The organism is Phytoamicus setariae (genome assembly GCF_016722925.1).
GTDB classification, from domain to species: domain Bacteria; phylum Pseudomonadota; class Alphaproteobacteria; order Rhizobiales; family Rhizobiaceae; genus Rhizobium_E; species Rhizobium_E setariae.
Genome location: NZ_JAEQNC010000006.1, coordinates 331,566 through 347,920 on the forward strand (window position 1 = coordinate 331,566; position 16,355 = coordinate 347,920).

General features: G+C 58.3%; 18 protein-coding genes. 5 read left to right on the forward strand and 13 right to left on the reverse strand.

Features of this window, described 5'->3' with window-relative positions; translation table 11 throughout:
- Window positions 1-190 precede the first annotated feature (190 nt).
- Both rpsB and JJB09_RS13330 read right to left on the reverse strand, forming a co-directional pair.
- Complete coding sequence (gene rpsB / locus JJB09_RS13325; protein ID WP_201658686.1) at window positions 191-949, reverse strand: 30S ribosomal protein S2; 759 nt, start codon at window positions 947-949, stop codon at window positions 191-193.
- A 174-nt stretch (window positions 950-1,123) separates the two neighbouring features.
- The gene (locus JJB09_RS13330) at window positions 1,124-2,083 is read right to left on the reverse strand and encodes a hypothetical protein (protein ID WP_201658688.1); all 960 of its coding nucleotides are present in this window, start codon (window positions 2,081-2,083) and stop codon (window positions 1,124-1,126) included.
- A gap of 83 nt (window positions 2,084-2,166) precedes the next feature.
- On the opposite strand from JJB09_RS13330, the gene JJB09_RS13335 reads away from it, so the two are divergent.
- Window positions 2,167-2,748, forward strand: a complete 582-nt coding sequence (locus JJB09_RS13335; protein ID WP_201658691.1) for a nitroreductase family protein — start codon at window positions 2,167-2,169, stop codon at window positions 2,746-2,748.
- Window positions 2,749-2,752: 4 nt separating this feature from the next.
- A complete protein-coding gene (locus JJB09_RS13340) occupies window positions 2,753-3,358 on the forward strand; it encodes a flavin reductase family protein (protein WP_201658694.1) in 606 nt (201 codons plus the stop codon).
- Between the two features lie 7 nt (window positions 3,359-3,365).
- Here the strand turns inward: JJB09_RS13340 and JJB09_RS13345 are convergent, their stop codons facing one another.
- The gene (locus JJB09_RS13345) at window positions 3,366-3,893 is read right to left on the reverse strand and encodes a hypothetical protein (protein ID WP_201658698.1); all 528 of its coding nucleotides are present in this window, start codon (window positions 3,891-3,893) and stop codon (window positions 3,366-3,368) included.
- A 127-nt stretch (window positions 3,894-4,020) separates the two neighbouring features.
- On the opposite strand from JJB09_RS13345, the gene JJB09_RS13350 reads away from it, so the two are divergent.
- Complete coding sequence (locus JJB09_RS13350) at window positions 4,021-5,160, forward strand: DUF2336 domain-containing protein (RefSeq protein ID WP_201658701.1); 1,140 nt, start codon at window positions 4,021-4,023, stop codon at window positions 5,158-5,160.
- 30 nt (window positions 5,161-5,190) lie between these two features.
- Here the strand turns inward: JJB09_RS13350 and JJB09_RS13355 are convergent, their stop codons facing one another.
- The 5 genes from JJB09_RS13355 to JJB09_RS13375 all read right to left on the reverse strand — a co-directional run bounded on the left by JJB09_RS13355 (window position 5,191) and on the right by JJB09_RS13375 (window position 8,600).
- Window positions 5,191-5,622 carry a hypothetical protein gene (locus JJB09_RS13355; RefSeq protein WP_201658703.1) on the reverse strand — a complete coding sequence of 144 codons (432 nt, stop codon included), beginning with the start codon at window positions 5,620-5,622 and terminating at the stop codon, window positions 5,191-5,193.
- A 53-nt stretch (window positions 5,623-5,675) separates the two neighbouring features.
- Window positions 5,676-6,113, reverse strand: coding sequence for an HIT family protein (locus JJB09_RS13360; RefSeq protein ID WP_201658706.1), 438 nt, complete (start codon window positions 6,111-6,113; stop codon window positions 5,676-5,678).
- A gap of 122 nt (window positions 6,114-6,235) precedes the next feature.
- On the reverse strand, window positions 6,236-7,408 hold the full coding sequence (locus JJB09_RS13365; RefSeq protein ID WP_201658709.1) for a GNAT family N-acetyltransferase: 1,173 nt from the start codon (window positions 7,406-7,408) through the stop codon (window positions 6,236-6,238).
- A complete protein-coding gene (locus tag JJB09_RS13370) occupies window positions 7,405-8,133 on the reverse strand; it encodes a glycerophosphodiester phosphodiesterase family protein (protein ID WP_201658712.1) in 729 nt (242 codons plus the stop codon). Before JJB09_RS13370 ends, JJB09_RS13365 begins: the two co-directional genes overlap by 4 nt.
- A complete protein-coding gene (locus JJB09_RS13375; protein ID WP_201658715.1) occupies window positions 8,133-8,600 on the reverse strand; it encodes a RidA family protein in 468 nt (155 codons plus the stop codon). The genes JJB09_RS13370 and JJB09_RS13375 overlap by 1 nt, the downstream gene beginning before the upstream one ends.
- Window positions 8,601-8,713: 113 nt before the next feature.
- On the opposite strand from JJB09_RS13375, the gene JJB09_RS13380 reads away from it, so the two are divergent.
- Window positions 8,714-9,541, forward strand: coding sequence for a cell envelope integrity EipB family protein (locus JJB09_RS13380; protein WP_343229026.1), 828 nt, complete (start codon window positions 8,714-8,716; stop codon window positions 9,539-9,541).
- Window positions 9,542-9,633: 92 nt separating this feature from the next.
- On the opposite strand, the gene JJB09_RS13385 is transcribed toward JJB09_RS13380, so the two are convergent.
- The 5 genes from JJB09_RS13385 to JJB09_RS13405 form a co-directional block, all read right to left on the reverse strand.
- Entirely contained in the window at window positions 9,634-9,903 is a 270-nt protein-coding gene (locus tag JJB09_RS13385) for a hypothetical protein (RefSeq protein WP_201658721.1), read from the reverse strand.
- Window positions 9,904-10,042: 139 nt separating this feature from the next.
- Entirely contained in the window at window positions 10,043-10,876 is an 834-nt protein-coding gene (locus JJB09_RS13390) for a 1-acyl-sn-glycerol-3-phosphate acyltransferase (RefSeq protein WP_201658724.1), read from the reverse strand.
- Window positions 10,877-10,996: 120 nt separating this feature from the next.
- On the reverse strand, window positions 10,997-12,970 hold the full coding sequence (gene thrS, locus JJB09_RS13395; protein ID WP_201658727.1) for a threonine--tRNA ligase: 1,974 nt from the start codon (window positions 12,968-12,970) through the stop codon (window positions 10,997-10,999).
- Between the two features lie 166 nt (window positions 12,971-13,136).
- Window positions 13,137-13,382, reverse strand: a complete 246-nt coding sequence (locus tag JJB09_RS13400) for a hypothetical protein (protein ID WP_201658730.1) — start codon at window positions 13,380-13,382, stop codon at window positions 13,137-13,139.
- Between the two features lie 150 nt (window positions 13,383-13,532).
- The gene (locus tag JJB09_RS13405) at window positions 13,533-15,071 is read right to left on the reverse strand and encodes a winged helix-turn-helix domain-containing tetratricopeptide repeat protein (RefSeq protein ID WP_201658733.1); all 1,539 of its coding nucleotides are present in this window, start codon (window positions 15,069-15,071) and stop codon (window positions 13,533-13,535) included.
- A gap of 228 nt (window positions 15,072-15,299) precedes the next feature.
- Between JJB09_RS13405 and JJB09_RS13410 the strand changes: the two genes are divergently transcribed.
- Window positions 15,300-16,334 (forward strand): glycosyl transferase family 90, encoded by a 1,035-nt coding sequence (locus tag JJB09_RS13410; protein WP_210341725.1) that lies wholly within the window; start codon window positions 15,300-15,302, stop codon window positions 16,332-16,334.
- Window positions 16,335-16,355: the final 21 nt, after the last annotated feature.

The window sequence follows — 16,355 nt, forward strand, 5'->3', positions numbered from 1 at the left end:
CAACTTCACGCCATTCGAATGGAGTTTATCGAGATGCGTGACAGGGATGTGACGAAATCGTCGCCTGCCAATCCTCGTCTGCAATCATCCCGCATACGGGAAAGGCAAAGGCCACTCGGCGCAGTCGCGCTATAGCCTTTGCCCTTGAATTCCATGGGCCGGGACATGGCGTCCCAGCCCTAACTTGGCATCAGCCTTCGGCCAGAGCCGGCTCTGCAACCGGTTCAGCTGCTGCGCCGAGATCGACGCCGGCAGCGCCCTGCTGACGACCGAGGCCATCGAGGGCAGCGCGTGCGAACAGGTCGCAGTAGAGAGCGATGGCGCGCGAAGCGTCGTCGTTGCCCGGGATCGGATAGTCGATCAGGTCCGGATCGCAATTGGAGTCGATGATGGCGACGACCGGAATGCCCAGGCGCTTGGCTTCATCGATAGCGATCTTTTCCTTGTTGGTGTCGATGACAACCATCAGGTCCGGCGTGCCGCCCATGTTGCGGATACCGCCGAGAGCCTTTTCAAGCTTTTCGCGTTCGCGCTCGAGGTTCAGGCGTTCCTTCTTGGAATAGCCCGCACCCTGGGTCGCGAGAATGTCGTCAACCTTGCGCAGACGAGCGATCGAATTGGAGATGGTCTTCCAGTTGGTCATCATACCGCCGAGCCAGCGGGAGTTGACGTAATACTGGGCCGAACGCTTGGCAGCGTCGGCGATCAGGTCGGATGCCTGACGCTTGGTGCCGACGAACAGCACGCGGCCGCCCTTGGCTGCCGTGTCGCTGATAACCTTCAGCGCCTGGTTCAGCATCGGTACGGACTGTGCGAGATCGATGATATGAATGCCGCTGCGATCGCCGAAAATGTACTGCTTCATTTTCGGGTTCCAGCGGTGAGTCTGGTGACCAAAGTGGACGCCTGCTTCAAGCAGCTGACGCATGGAAAAATCTGGCAACGCCATGATCTGTAACTCCTTTTCCGGTTGAACCTCCGCGAAGCTTGAAGCAGGATTTTCACCTGCCACCGGGTGGAACCGACCGGATTTCTCCCGGAAAGCCCCAGACTTCACGTGTGGAATGGGGGCGCCATAAACCGAAACCGCAAGGAATGCAAGCCTTGGGTGGAAGAAACTGCATCAGTTCTGCATCAGGATCTCGACATCCTGGTTGCGGCCGGGCGTAACGGGAAAATCGCGCTGGTAAATCTTGTCCTTGTGGCGCGCGACTGCGGTGTACTTGCCTTCCGCCAGAATGACGACGGGAAACGCTCCGACGCTTTCGCTGACGGCATCGCCCGAAGCGGTCAGGATCGACCAGGCCGTATCGGCGATCGCCTCGCCGCCTTCCTGCGAAACAAGCTTGAGTGTGATCTTCGCGGCCTTGTGCTGGATTGTCGCTTCCGTGATCTTGCCAGCGGCAATCTGTATATCGGCACGGATCGAAGCATTCACGTTGCCGTAATTCGACACCACGTGGTAGGTGCCCGCATTCAGTCGGACCACCTCGTCGGGCTTTACGTCTCCCATGATCAGCCCGCGCTCACCGTCCTCGCGCACTTCGGTGGAGTATATGCTGAAGGTCAGCTCTTCCGGCGGGATGCGCATATCCGCGCCCGATACCGCATTGAGCACCATTCCGCCTGCATCGAGCACGAATACCTGCGGCGCGACGTCGCCAATTTCCGGCACGATCAGCTTTTTCGTTGCACCGGCGCGGCCGAAGGCGACATGGACGAAATACTCTCCAGGGGCGAGTTCGAAATTCGTCGCGCCACCTTCGGAGCTGGCCAGCAATGGAAGCTTGCCGTCAGCGCCCGCAATCGGCTGGAATACCCGCCAGGCGAGCCCGTAACCCATCGGCTTGCCCTTTTCCGTCAGGCGCGCTTCCAGATGCACGGTCTTGCCATGCTGCTGGACCGCCGCGTTGGGTTCGATTACCGGCGAAAAGCCGTTGAGGTGCAATTCATCCACCGATTTGGCGGTGCCGCTCTCGATTCCCGCAAACGGATCCTGGGCCGAGGCCGGCAGCGCAGCCGCGACAAGCATCGCCGCCAAAGGCACGACTCTCAGCAATCTGGTCAAAACCGGCTTACTCATTTTTGAGGGTTGACTCTCTCTGACACGGGCCCCACTTCTCCCGCAAACATCATCCGAATTCAAGAGCCCCAAAACGAGGCAACATGAAGACCGACGCAGCCCTTATTAATTATCTTTCCACCCGTCGCTCCATGCCGGCGTTCCAGATGCGAGGCCCCGGCCCTTCCTCGACCGAAATCGAGGTAATGCTAAAGCTGGCAAGCCGCGTGCCCGATCACGGCAAACTCGCCCCCTGGCGCTTCATCGTCTATCGCGGCAATGAGCGCGAGCGCATCTCTCTTGAGCTTTCGGCCATTGCCAAGGCCAAGAACCCGGCCCTCTCGGAGGAGATGATAAAAGTCGAGGAAACACGGTTTTCTCGTGCGCCGGTCGTCATTGCTGTTGTCTCGACCGCAGCGCCAAATGTCAAAATTCCCGAATGGGAACAATTGATGTCGGCCGGCGCTGTCTGCCTCAACCTCCTGATGGCAGCCAATGCTCACGGCTACGTCTCCAATTGGCTGACCGAATGGATGGCATTCGACGAGCGAGCCTATCCGATCCTTGGCGTCAAGCAGACTGAAAAGATCGCTGGCTTCATCCATATCGGCTCGACCGACTTTCCAGTGGTGGAACGTCCCCGTCCAGAGCTTGCAGATATCGTCACCTGGGTTGGACAGGAGTAGAAAAATGTTCTTTGACGCGAGCACCCGCGACCACGGCCTGCCCCACGACCCGTTCAAGGCGATCGTGTCGCCTCGACCGATCGGATGGATCGGGACGCGCGGCCGTGATGACTCGCGTAACCTCTCGCCCTACTCGTTCTTCAATGCGGTGTCCGACAAGCCCAAGATCGTCATGTTTTCGGCAGCGCGCGGCAACGATAGCCCGCGCAACGCCGAAGAGACCGGCGTCTTCACGTCAAGCTTCGTAAGCCACAGCCTCCTCAAGCAGATGAACACTTCGTCTACCAGCGTACCCTACGGGGTCGATGAGTTCGCGCTGGCCGGGCTGAAGCACGAACAGGGCAGAATGGTGGATGCGCCCTATGTGGCCGGTGCCTTTGCCGTGCTCGAATGCCGCACAATCAAGGTCGTCCGACCGGTTGGTCTGGACGGCCAGGACGCAGACGCCATCGTGGTGTTCGGCCAAGTAGTTGGTATTCACATCGACGAATCCGTCATCCGCGACGGCAGGTTCGATCCGGCAATTGCCCGTCCGATCGGCCGAATGGGTTACATGGACTATACAGAGGCCAGCGAGGTTTTCGAGATGATGCGGCCACCGCGCCCCTGAGCCGCACTCAGGGGGGCCCATCGGAGATGACCGCGCCTTGAAACCCCAAGGCTGCGGAGTGGCGGCGGAAGTCCTCGTTGATCGCCCCCTTTGCCGAATCGTAGGCGAAAACACCCAGCGAACGCGCCGAGATCGCGACCTGCATCCGCGCCAGCTCACCTATATCGTCAGCCATCGAGCCACCCATGTCATGGGCAAACGACGCACGATTCCAGCATAGCCCGGCAAGCCGCGCGGACTTTCCTTCCAGTGACGTCGCGCGCATCAGTCCTCTGGCGCTATCGGCAATGCTGGCAATGATTCTTATTGCCCCATCCCGAAGGCCAAGGCGCGCCTCAAGCACCGCAAGCGCGACATCGCAGGCCTGCAGATCGTCGCCCCCCTGGCAATCCGTCAGAACGACCGCTTGTGCGCCTCCGAGCTCCAAGGCCTGCAGTGACACGGTATCCCGCGCTGACACGACAGGCACAGCGCTGCGGGCGAAGAAGGATGCTCCCTCATCGACATAGGTCAGTATATGCACGGCCTTCACCACCCACAGCACTCCGGTTCAATACTACCCACTATCGCTACGTTAACGCGCAGCAAATGAACATAGTGAACCAATCGTAAACTTTTAATCGCTAATATCTCCCAAGGGCACAGCATAGGGGACAACAAGCGTGATCATCGAAACATTTCTTCGGTGGGCGGACACGGCAAAGTCAAGCGATCGCGCTAAAGCGGCGAATGCGCTCGGGCGGGCTTGGCTGCAGTCCGACATGGATACTTCAGAACGCGATGCGGCACTGATGGCAATGACATGGCTGCTGGACGACCCCTCGCCCAAGGTCAGGCTGGCGCTTGCCGAGTCGATAGCCGACGCGCCTAAAGCACCGCGCGCATTGATTCTGACGCTCGCATCCGACCAGCCGGAAATTGCCTGCCAGATCATAGCACGTTCGCCGGTCCTTACCGACGTCGATCTCGTCGATCTCGCAGCAAGAGGTGATGGCGTGACCCGGGCTCTGATTGCATCCCGCTTCATCGTCAGTTCACCCGTCTGTGCCGCCATCGGCGAAATCGGCGACGCGGCGGAGGTCGAAGCGCTGCTCGACAATCCCGGTGCAATCGTTACGCGACAGACGTTGCGGCGCCTGAGCGAACGGCTGGGTTATGTCCCCGCAATCCGGGAGTTGTTGCTCTCGCGGGAAGAGTTGCCAGCCGACGCGCGCCACAATCTCGCCGTCAGCCTATCTGACACCCTGTGCGGCAACGATCTCATCCGCTACGCCATCGGTGAAAACAGATTGGAACTCGTCCGCCGCGAAGCCTGCGAGGCGACGACAGTGGCGCTGGTCGCCGTGTCCCTGCCCGGAGACATACCCGCCCTTGCCGATCATCTCAGGCGCGACGGACGCCTGACGCCAAACTTCCTGATGCAGGCGCTTTGCACTGGTCGGGTCGATTTCTTTGCCGCGGCAATCGTCAACCTTTCCGGACTGGCAGAACGCCGCGTCCGCTCGATTATGGCAGACGGCCGCTTCCACGCCATGCGGGCGCTCTACGAGGCAGCAGGGCTGGGCCGCGATATCTCGGAAATCTTTGTCGAAGCGACGCTGGAATGGCGCAAAGCCTTGCGCAGAGGCGAAGCAACCTACCTGGGCGCAATTGCCGGGCATCTCGTCGCCAAATTCCGCTTTGCCGAGAAAACAGGCGCCGTCGCCGACGAGTTGCTTGATATGATCGAGAGGCTTCACATCGCTGAACACCGCAAGTCGGCGCGCGATTATGCCTCATTCCGGGTCGTCGAAGCCGCGTGACGCCTTGAGCGTCTTGCGACCAACATTCGGTCAGTCCACAATCTTGCGGGCGACCCAAGAGTAGGTGTCAGTGACGAAGTGCACGGGCTTGCTGATGGTTGCTTTCATTCCCTTGCGGGTTGGCATCGCATTGACAAACAATGCAATGGCACGCTCTGTCATTCCCGGGTGCTTGTCAGCCGTGCCAACTGCCGTCTCTGGCGGAGTCGGATTTCCCGACACATCGAGATTGGCTTCCGCAACATCCGCCTCCGAATCCGCCAGGGCCGTCGTGTCCGCCGTCTGGCAGACCGCAACGACCATCGGGTGGTTTACGTTGCGAAACTTTTCGAGCTGCTTTTCAGATGCTGCATCGCAAGCCGCAATGGTCGCCCATTGTTCTGCAACGGACGCGACAGGCAAGCATTGCACGCCGCTGTCGTCGCATCCCAAAATACTCATGACGATGAATGCTGCCTTCATGGCTATATCCCCGATGCCTCGCGCATAGGATCTCCCATTCGATCGTGTTTATTTCATGAAATGAACTTCAAAGCCTCACGGATCATCTCCGCATTGTGCGCGAGGGTGCCTCCATCTTCCAGTTTGGCGGCATGCGGCTTCAGCGCCACCCCGTCCTGAACCGGAATCACATGGAAGTGCAAATGAAAGACCGTCTGGCCGGCAGCCGGTTCGTTGAACTGGATCACACGCACGCCATCGGCATGAAATGCCTTCTTCACAGCCTTGGCGATCTTCTGGACCGTCGGCATCAACCACATGAATGTTGTCGGGTCGGCATCGAAGATGTTCCGCGAGGGCACTTTGGGGATGATGAGCGTATGGCCTTCTGCTTGCGGCATCACATCCATGAAGGCCAGCGTATGCTCGTCTTCAAAGACGGCATGGCACGGAATATCCCCTCTCAGAATCTTGGCAAAGATATTGTCTGGATCGTAGGGAATGCCGGACATGCGAATAGTCTCCTCATTATATTTTAAAGCCGAGAGTGCGCCGAAAATGCTTTGGCTTCAAGCCTCGTGTGTGGTTGCCGCCATCATAGACACAGTCCTGACCAGTATGTTTAACCGCCGGATCATTTCTCGTCATCGCGTCCCTTGCGGAAAGGACTGTGCTCCTGGAGATAATGGCCAATCTGCTCGACCTCGGCACGCTCCTGTCGGAGATAATCCTCGACAGCCCTGCGCAAACCGGAATGGGCGATATAGTGGGCCGAGTGCGTGGTTACAGGCAGATAGCCTCGTGCGAGTTTGTGTTCGCCCTGTGCGCCCGCCTCGACCGTTCTCAGCCCGCGCGCAAGCGCGAAATCGATGGCTTGATGATAGCAGACCTCGAAATGCAGGAATGGGTGATCTTCGATACATCCCCAATGGCGGCCGTAAAGCGTCTCGGAACCGATGAAATTGATGGCACCGGCGACATATCGACCATTCCTGCTGGCCATCACCAGCAGGATGTCGTCCGCCATCCGCTCGCCGATCATCGAATAGAAGTCACGCGTCAGGTACGGCCGCCCCCATTTGCGGCCGCCCGTATCCATGTAGAAAGCGAAGAACTGGTCCCAAATGGATTCGGTAAGATCGTTTCCGGTCAGCCAGTCGATGGCAATCCCATCCTCGAGCGCGATTCGGCGCTCCTTCTTGAGCGCCTTGCGCTTGCGTGAACTCAAGGTTTCAAGGAATTCGTCATGGCTGCGATAGCCTTCGTTGACAAAATGGAACTGCTGGTCGGTGCGGTGAAGGAACCCTTGGCGCTCAAGCGATTGCCACTCCCCATCAGGCAGGAATGTCACATGTGCCGATGAGATTCCGAGTGCGGCAGCATCCACCTTGATAGCCTCGCCCAGCGTCGTCAGCACAGTGCTGCGATCGGCGGCCGTTGCGGCAAGCAATCTCGGTCCTGTCGCAGGCGTAAACGGGATCGCGCATTGCAATTTCGGATAATAGCGGCCACCTGCCCGTTCGAAGGCCTGCGCCCAGCCGTGATCGAAAACGTATTCTCCCTGGCTGTGGCTCTTGAGGTAGCCGGGCACTGCGCCAAGCAATGCACCCGCATCATCCTCCAGCAACAGATGGCGCCCGAGCCAGCCCGTGTCGCGGGTGGCCGAACCAGACGCTTCGAGGCTATAGAGATAGGCGTGTGACACGAATGGGTTGTAACCGGCTTTGTTGTCGCGCGCTGTGCCATCGAGCCGGCTCCACTGAGCTGGATCGATGTCCCGAAAGCTTGCGACTGGACGTATTCTCAAAGACCGGTCTCGCTGTGGCGCGGGTCAAAACCCTCGAATGTGATCTGATCGGCATTGGCGGCCGAATGGGCCGCCTGCTTTGGCGAGCGGACGGTCCAGGTTATGACAGGAATACCCCGCTCCCGCTCGCTGGCGATGAAGGCATTCGGCAGATCGCTTATGGAATAGGATATGAAATCCAGGCCCCATGCCATTGCCTCGCGGTGGCCCCTGAACTGACCTTCCTCACGGCCCTCAGCAGTCAGGCCGACCGGAAACGGACTTTCCAGTTCCTTGAGCTCTTTGAGCAGCCAGGTGTCGAAACTCATCAGAGCGACATCACCGTCGTAGTCCTCGAGCACTTCCAGCACCGATGAAGCAAAGCCCTCGTCATCGCCATCGCGTCCCTTCAGTTCGAGCACCAGCGGCACCCTGCCCTTGACGAGCCGCAACAACACCTTCAGCGAGGCCACCTTGTCCTTGGTGCCGCCAACCGACGTCAGGCTGAGTTCAGCCGATGTCTTCGTGCGGATGTCGGCGCCGATATTGCAGAGCCTCTTCATGTCGTCGTCATGAAATACGACCGGCACGGCATCTGCGGCGTATTGAAGATCGCACTCGATGGCAAAGCCCGCCTCGATCGCCCGCTCGAAAGCCGAAAGCGTGTTTTCCCATACGGCTTTGTTGCCGTCATGCAGGCCACGATGCGCGATGGGCCGGCTGGTCAGAAATGCCATGTCCCGCATCAGGAAATTTCCAGGATGGCATCGATTTCGACCGAAGCATTGAGGGGCAGCACGGCAACCCCGAAAGCGGCGCGCGAATGTTTCCCCGCCTCTCCAAGAACTTCTGCGAGAAGATTGGAGGCGCCATTGGCCACCAGGTGCTGTTCGTAAAAATCAGGCGTGGAGGAAACCATGCAGCCAATCCGGATGACCCTGCGAATACGCGAGAGATCGCCGCCAAGCGCTACCTTTGCCTGGGCAAGAATGTTGATGGCGCAGAGTTCAGCCGCGCGTTGGCCTTCCGATGTGGTAATGCCGGCGCCCAACTGGCCGGTCTGCGCAAGCTTGCCGTTCTCCATCGGCAATTGCCCGGAAATGTAGAGGTGCGTGCCACTCACAACTGTCGGAACGTAGTTTGCGGCCGGAGCGGCCGCCTCTGGCAGCACGATTCCCAACTTTTCCAGTTGCTGATCGATCTTGGACATCATTTCCCCGCCTTTCCATAGATTCTTCTTTTACGAACTCTGCGGATCAGGTAGTCCGCAAGGAGTGCACATCTAATTAATCGCATTCAGGTGCGGTGCAACAGGAGAATTTCATGATTTCTCGCTCGAGCCTTCTTGCCTGCACGATCGGAGCCTGTCTCGCCTCGAGCGGAGTACCGGCTCTCTCGCAGGGCATTGCCGGGCTGGTGCCGCACCGCGCCGTCTATAATCTGGAACTCAAGGATGCATCCGAGCGCTCGGGCATCAACAACATGTTCGGCCGCATGGTCTACGAGTTCACCGGCTCTGCCTGCGAAGGCTATCGCGTCAGTTTCCGCTTCGTGACACAGGTCGAGACCGCGAGCGAAAAGAAGGTGACGGACCAGCAAAGTACGACCTTCGAAGACCCCAAGACCGGCCGGTTCGAGTTTGAAAGCAAGACATTCAACGACGACCGGCTCGACAAGGAGGTCGCAGGCCTTGCCGAGCGGCGCAACGACAAGCTGGCAGTCGACATTACCATGCCTGCCGAAAAGAAAATCGACCTGACTGCGGCGCGCTTTCCCACCCAGCATACGATCGACGTCATCGAACGCGCCAAGCGAGGCGATCACTTTTTCGAGGCCCGCATCTATGATGGATCTGAAGATGGCGACAAGACGCTGTTCACCTCGACGATCGTTGGCTCGCCAGTCTCAGCCGGTGCTGATGATCCGGATGCATCCGGTGCCGGCAAGCTGAAGGCGGAAAAGACCTGGCCGGTGACCATCGCCTATTTCGATGACAACAAGGACGGTGATTCACAGCCGAATTACCGGATGTCTTTCAAGCTCTACGAAAACGGCGTGTCCCGCGACCTGACGATGGACTACGGCGACTTCGTGCTGAAGGGAAATCTCGTCAAGCTCGACTTCCTGCCGGAAGAGACGTGCAAGAGCAATTAAGGGCGACCAGGATAGGGGCGTTCCCGGCCTTGCAAGGGTCGCCCCAGCGTCTTCTGCCAAAATTTGGAAGCCAAGATTTGGCACCTTAGGAGTTAGCCGTCCCACGTGCCATTCGGAAAGAACTCTTTCTTATAATATTGCTCATAGAAGATCGTTCCATGAATTCCGACCGCATTCTTCTTGTCGATCGGCCTATTCCAAATATTTTTGAAAATTGAATCGAGTTCACTCTTGTTTTTCTTAGCCGCCATCAAGTCCTCTATAAAAATAAGATCGCTAGAAAGCGGAAAAATCAGATTAAACTCTTCTTCCGTCGCCTGAAATATTTCATAAGTGCAATTCACTGCACCATCTATAATCATGATATTTTTCACAGTTAACTACCGTGTTAAATTGTCGGCGCCATTGAGTTGAGTTGCACACTTAGTGGTACACCCATCGGTATATCCTCCTGGATCCTCTACGTAAGCCCAAGGATGGGCCGCTTTAGGCCTAGCTTTCTCAAGCCGTGACCGGCCTACCCTTACGCGGTCCCATGACAAACACCGCCTCATAGAGGTACTGCAGCACCGCCTTACGGTCGGTGATGACAGAAATATCGTCCCACGGCACGATCGATCCGATATTGGACGAAATCGTCTTGCCCGATAACTTGCAGAACTCGCGGATCAGGAACGACATCCTGAGCGTCAGCGAAAAACGGCTGGCGAGATGGAAGAGCCAGCTGTTCTGGCCCTCGAAATAAACAGGCAGCACGCTTGCCTTGGCAGACTGGATCAGCTTGGCCGGAAACATCTTCCACGGCAGGTCCTGGGCCTGGCCGAACCCCTTGGGCGCGGTCGCCACGCCACCGGCCGGAAAGATGACGATCGTCACGCCTTCCTTCAGCAATCGCAGCGCCTCGTTGCGGGTGGCCATGTTGATCGCCAGCGCTTCCTTGGTTTCCTCAAACGAGATCGGCAGCGAATAGGGCCGGATTTCCGGCACCTTCAGTAGCTGGTCGTTGATCAGCACCTTGAACGGCCGGCCGAGCTGCTCGGCAAGCGCCAGAACCGCAATCCCGTCGGCAATGCCATAGGGATGGTTGGCGACCATGACGATCGGCGTATCCGGCAGATCCTTCGGCGGCCAGTTGCCGCGCACGGAGAGATCGATGTCGATCAGCTCAAGCATGCGCGAAAAGATCCGGTCGGATTTCCCCACCACGTCCGTCCGCCACTGCTTGTAGACTTCGACGTATCGGTTTCGACCGGAAAGGTTTTCGACAGTGCGGATGACCATGCGCTTGAGCAGCGGATCGGTCTCGTTGGCGTAGGATAATTCCCTGAACTTCACTGCCGGGTCCCTGTGGTAGTCTTGTCGCAAGCCAATAGGAAAAAACTGTAACAATTTGAAGACAGCCGCGTGATGTCACGCGGCTGTCCGGTTTTTATCCGATCTGCGTATGGGCTGCGGTCAGCCGCCGCGCGCCTTGCGGATCAGGTCCGGCGGCGTCGCCTCCTCGACCAAAGCCGCAACCGCCTCTTCGAGCGTCATTGGCATCTGGTTCTGCGAGCCGAGACGGCGGATATTGACCGTGTTTTCCTCGGCTTCGCGCTTGCCGCAGACGATGATCACCGGAACCTTGGTCACCGAATGCTCGCGGACCTTGTAGTTGATCTTCTCGTTGCGGAAGTCGGTCTCGACGATCAGACCGGCGGCGCGCAGGCGGTCGGCGACCTTCTGGCCGTAGTCGTCTGCATCCGAGGTGATCGTCGCCACCACCACCTGCAGCGGCGCAAACCACAGCGGCATGTGGCCGGCAAAGTTCTCGATGAGAATGCCGAGGAAGCGTTCCATCGAGCCGCAGATGGCACGATGGATCATCACAGGCTGGGTCTTTTCCGAGTTGTGGTCGATGTAGAAGGCACCGAACCGCTCCGGCAGGTTGAAGTCGACCTGCGTGGTGCCGCACTGCCATTCGCGGCCGATGGCGTCCTTCAGCGTATACTCGAACTTCGGCCCGTAGAACGCACCCTCACCCGGAAGGATATCGGTCTTGATGCGGTTGCCGGACTTCGCCTCGATGGTCTTCATGACGTCCATCATCACGCTTTCGGCGCGATCCCAGAGCGCGTCGGACCCGACGCGCTTGTCCGGCCGTGTCGACAACTTGAGAATGACTTCCTGGAAACCGAAGTCCTCATAGACCGACAGGATCAGGTCGTTGATCTTCAGGCACTCCGCCGCCATCTGCTCGTCGGTGCAGAAGATGTGCGCATCGTCCTGGGTAAAGCCGCGCACGCGCATCAGCCCGTGCAGCGCACCTGATGGTTCGTAGCGATGGACGTTGCCAAATTCTGCAAGTCTTATAGGCAGTTCTCGGTAAGACTTGAGACCATGCTTGAAGATCTGGATATGACCGGGGCAGTTCATCGGCTTGAGCGCGAAGACACGGTCGTCATCGTGATCGTCGCCGGCAACCGTCACCTTGAACATGTTGTCGCGATACCAGCCCCAGTGGCCGGAAGTTTCCCACAGCGACTTATCAAGCACCTGCGGCGCATTGACTTCCTGGTAGTCGAGCGCCAGCCGACGGCGCATATACGCCGTCAGCGCCTGGAACATCCGCCAGCCCTTGCCGTGCCAGAACACCACGCCCGGGCCCTCTTCCTGGAAATGGAACAGATCCATCTCGCGTCCGAGCTTGCGGTGATCGCGCTTTTCGGCTTCCGCCAGCATGTGCAGATAGGCGTCGAGCTCGGATTGCTCGGCCCAGGCCGTACCGTAGATGCGGGTCAGCATCGGGTTGTTGCTGTCACCGCGCCAATAGGCGCCAGCCACCTTCATCAGCTTGAAGGCGGTGCCGATCTGGCCGGTGGAGGCCATGTGCGGGCCGCGGCAAAGGTCGAACCAGTCGCCCTGATAGTAGATCTTCAGGTCCTGGCCTTCCGGGATCGCATCGACGAGCTCGACCTTGTAGGCCTCGCCCTTGTCGGCGAACACCTGCTTGGCCTTGTCGCGGCTCCAGATCTCCTTGGTGAAAGCCTTGTTGCGAAGGATGATCTCCTTCATCTTCTTTTCGATGACCGGCAGGTCTTCGGGCGTAAACGGCTCGTTTTTAGCAAAATCGTAGTAGAAACCATTCTCGATCACCGGGCCGATGGTCACCTGCGTGCCGGGCCAGAGTTCCTGCACGGCCTCGGCCATCACGTGGGCCGCATCGTGGCGGATCAGTTCCAGAGCTGCCGGATCCGAGCGGGTGACGATGGCGATCGCCCCGTCGGTGACGGGGTCGGACAGATCGCGCACGATGCCGTCAAGCGTGATCGCGACGGCCTTCTTTGCGAGCGATTTTGAAATGGATTCAGCGACATCGCGCCCGGTCGTGCCTGCGGCAAACTCGCGGATCGAACCATCGGGAAATGTCAGGGAAACAGGTTGGGACATTTATAGACTTCTCCTATCCAATCCCGCCAACGAATGCGGGTGGCAAAAAAGGGCCGGGAATCCCCGGCATTTGACGGGTGCGGATATAGAGGGAAATTGGTGAGGATGGAAGGGGCGCAGCCACGATGTTTCCTCCGGCCTGCCGTGCCCGGGCGGCATACCGCTGCTACCGATGCATCGCATCCATCATCAACAAGCCATGACCATGCCATGTCTCGCGCTTGCGGCTCTTTGGCAGCAGGATGATTGCGGCGCGCATCAATAAACACCGAAACAAGCCCGGTTTCTCGACAGGCACGGGCAGACAATCCTTTATGTCCTCGAGCAGGCGCGCATCCAACTGGCCGATCGAGCGCGGTACGATTGCGAGATTGCCCTGGTCGAGGGAAATTATCATCAGTGGCGAAAGCATCGTGATGTCTCCTCTACTTCGCCGCCCATGGCGACGATGGGGAGACAATGGACGATCGGGACGCTTAGGGTCCTTTAGACATGGGCTAAAAGTTCCAAAAAGAAATCAAGGTCTCATAATTCGCCTGGTCAATGCCCGCCATACCGAAACCTAACTCTCGGGAAGTCCCGCTTGTCGCAAGCCCTCCAGAAGAATGAGCAAGCGATCGCCAGCCTTGGAGTTTTGCGCCACCTCAATGCTGGCGATGGTAATGCCCGGAGATATCCGCTGGAGATGCTCAAGGTAGCCTTTCGCCTCTTGCGGGCGGCCAAGGTGCGTGTTGGCTGCGATCAACATCCAGAGGGTCGGATCGAAATTCGGATTGAGCGCGAGCGCGCGCATGGCCCATTCGATCGACTGTTCGAAGTTGCCTCGGACCAGTTCCACATCGGCCAGACCGCAAAGAGTGATGTGGGCGTAAGGATCTCGCGGACTGAGGCTATGCGCTTTCGTAAGATACTTGACGGCCCGGTCCAGATCGCCGCATAGCAGGTGGCCGACACCGGCCCTCGCCGCGACCGCGATGTTGTTCGGATTGGCATCGACTGCCGCCTGCAGCACGGCCATGCCCCAGTCATATTCGCTGGCCACCTGGATCAGCGACATCCCGCATATCGCCATCACCGTCGTATCGCCATCAGCGTGTTCGAGCCCCCGCCTTGCAAGGTCGAAGCAGCGAGCGTTGTCATCTGGGCCGAAGGGCGGCCAGCCAACCGTCTTGCGATGCTCCAGCACGTAGGATGCAAGCGCCAGAATGTTTGGATTCGCAGGCTCGAGCGCTAGCGCCCTCTCGAGCAATTCGTGCGCTTCGGCATTCTGCTGCGCGGTTTCGGTGAGTATTTTCGCGAGTGCCTGCAGATAGATGTCATAGGCCTCCATGCTACCGCTCGGGCGTTCGCGCCTCAGCCGTTCCAGCTCGGCCTTGTGGAGCTCAGGCTCGATGACGATAGCGACCGCTTCGGTGATGCGATCCTGAAACTCGAAAACGTCGCTCAGATCACCGTCGAACTTGCGTGCCCATAGGGAGACGTTTCCGGCCGTGTCGACAAGCTGGGCAGAAATCCGCAATCGATCTCCAGATTTCCTGAGACTGCCTTCCAGCACGTAGCGCACGCCGAGATCGCTCGCCACGCTCTGCAGCACATTTGCGTCGTGGCCGCGATAGGCGAAGCTGGAATTGCGTGCCACAACGGCGAAGGACTTGAACCTGCTCAATGCGGTGATGATATCATCGACAATACCGTCCGTGAAATAGGCCTGCTCCGGATCGCCGCTCAGATTGTCGAAGGGAAGCACCGCAAGCGTTGGAATGACGGCATGCATATCGCCAGGCGTGGCGATCGTCGGCTTGACTAGGCGGTAGCCAAGCCTCGGTACGGTCACGATCCAGTCCTGCCCATCCGGCCGCAGACCCAACACCTTGCGAAGGCTGGCGACCTGCACCGAAAGATTGCCCTCTTCCACGATAGTTCCGGGCCACGCAGCCTCGATGAGGGCATCCTTGCCGATGGGCTGGCCGTCAGCTTCCAGCAATGTCTTGAGCAGCGCGGTTCCGCGCTGGCCGAGGGCGACCTTCTCCCCGTCCCGCTTCAACTCTCCGCTGGCGGGATCGAGATGGAATTGCCCGAATGCATATCGCTGTTCAGCCATTTGCACGCCCCGCTCAACCGTCTATGATCTTGATTCAATCACCGATAACTGCTCGGCCAGCACGAGGCCACCTGTCTGCATGTTCTCAAAGTCATCAAACTATAGCAATTATCAGCGATGTTGAGCGTCTCCGCTTTCCGAATTGAAGCGGCCTCGCCGACAGGGCGCCACGAAGAGATCCAGAGTTAAATCGTAATCGACAATTGATTTTCAAGAATAGTGATTTGCATGACCAATTTAAATCCCATCAGCGTTTACACCGGTCTTAAAGTCGCACGGCATTTCAGGCGGGAATTCGCCCGTGTCAGTGCGAGGGCTCCGGCAATCAGAATCCGCCAAACCAACGCCGGCAATCCGCCGAAAGATGTCCTGATAGAGCGAAGGGGCCAACAATTTTCGCTTGTTATAGAAAAGGCCGTGGACCCCTTCTATGCCAAGCATATGTGCCGCAAGATCTGCGCCTATGCCTACTGGCTCAGCCTTTGCCCGCCCGAGGTAAAGCAGATCACCGTCAATGCATCCGATGGCGAAACCGTGTCCAATGCCCGGTTCGCCCCCTCAGTACGCTTTCCCCAGCACGTAGCTTTGCCGGATCCCTATTTTTTCCAGGATCTCGGCTTTGCAGATGATCTGGAAGCCGGCAAATCTGCACCGTGCTGGGAGGAACGATCCGATGATATCGCCTGGCGCGGACGCATGAACGGGTGCGGATGGATCAGCTTTGCACCTGAGGACGTGGATAATCAGGCTGTACTGCAAAGGATGCGAATGGTGCTGCGGCTACAGGGTATGGCCGGAACCGATGTTCGCTTCGTCGGCACGCGTAAGAATGACGCCGCCTTCGCCTTGATGGCAAGGCAGTCAGGATTTGTGGCCGAGCCGATACCGCCACAGAGTTGGCTGGGACGCAAGTTCGCCATTGATATCGATGGCTTTGCCAATACCTGGTCGAACCTTCTGGTGCGCATGCTTTACGGGTGTTGCGTGCTCAAGGTGGAAACGCAATTTGGTTTCCGTCAGTGGTATTATGATGAGCTCAAACCTTTCGAACACTACGTGCCTGTATGCGCTGATATGACGGACTTTGCCGAAAAAATCGAATGGGTGCGCACCCACGACACCGAGGCCAAGGCTATCGCCAGGCGCGGTCAGGCGTTGGCACGCGCATTAACGTTCAAAACACAGGCAGGTCGCGCAGCAACACTCATCGAGCAGCATTGGGACAGCGACAGCCAGCCCGCAAAACACCTAATCCGCCCCTAGCCGGAACATCTGTAACGTCAC

Excerpts from the sequence above, each read along its gene's own strand:
- JJB09_RS13375 (WP_201658715.1), bottom strand. The coding sequence starts at position 8,600 with ATGATGTCCAAGATCGATCAGCAACTGGAAAAGTTGGGAATCGTGCTG.
- JJB09_RS13335 (WP_201658691.1), top strand. The coding sequence starts at position 2,167 with ATGAAGACCGACGCAGCCCTTATTAATTATCTTTCCACCCGTCGCTCC.
- JJB09_RS13355 (WP_201658703.1), bottom strand. The coding sequence starts at position 5,622 with ATGAAGGCAGCATTCATCGTCATGAGTATTTTGGGATGCGACGACAGC.
- JJB09_RS13400 (WP_201658730.1), bottom strand. The coding sequence starts at position 13,382 with ATGCTTTCGCCACTGATGATAATTTCCCTCGACCAGGGCAATCTCGCA.
- rpsB (WP_201658686.1), bottom strand. The coding sequence starts at position 949 with ATGGCGTTGCCAGATTTTTCCATGCGTCAGCTGCTTGAAGCAGGCGTC.
- JJB09_RS13385 (WP_201658721.1), bottom strand. The coding sequence starts at position 9,903 with ATGATTATAGATGGTGCAGTGAATTGCACTTATGAAATATTTCAGGCG.
- JJB09_RS13330 (WP_201658688.1), bottom strand. The coding sequence starts at position 2,083 with ATGAGTAAGCCGGTTTTGACCAGATTGCTGAGAGTCGTGCCTTTGGCG.
- JJB09_RS13405 (WP_201658733.1), bottom strand. The coding sequence starts at position 15,071 with ATGGCTGAACAGCGATATGCATTCGGGCAATTCCATCTCGATCCCGCC.
- JJB09_RS13370 (WP_201658712.1), bottom strand. The coding sequence starts at position 8,133 with ATGCGGGACATGGCATTTCTGACCAGCCGGCCCATCGCGCATCGTGGC.
- JJB09_RS13360 (WP_201658706.1), bottom strand. The coding sequence starts at position 6,113 with ATGTCCGGCATTCCCTACGATCCAGACAATATCTTTGCCAAGATTCTG.
- JJB09_RS13340 (WP_201658694.1), top strand. The coding sequence starts at position 2,753 with ATGTTCTTTGACGCGAGCACCCGCGACCACGGCCTGCCCCACGACCCG.
- JJB09_RS13410 (WP_210341725.1), top strand. The coding sequence starts at position 15,300 with ATGACCAATTTAAATCCCATCAGCGTTTACACCGGTCTTAAAGTCGCA.
- thrS (WP_201658727.1), bottom strand. The coding sequence starts at position 12,970 with ATGTCCCAACCTGTTTCCCTGACATTTCCCGATGGTTCGATCCGCGAG.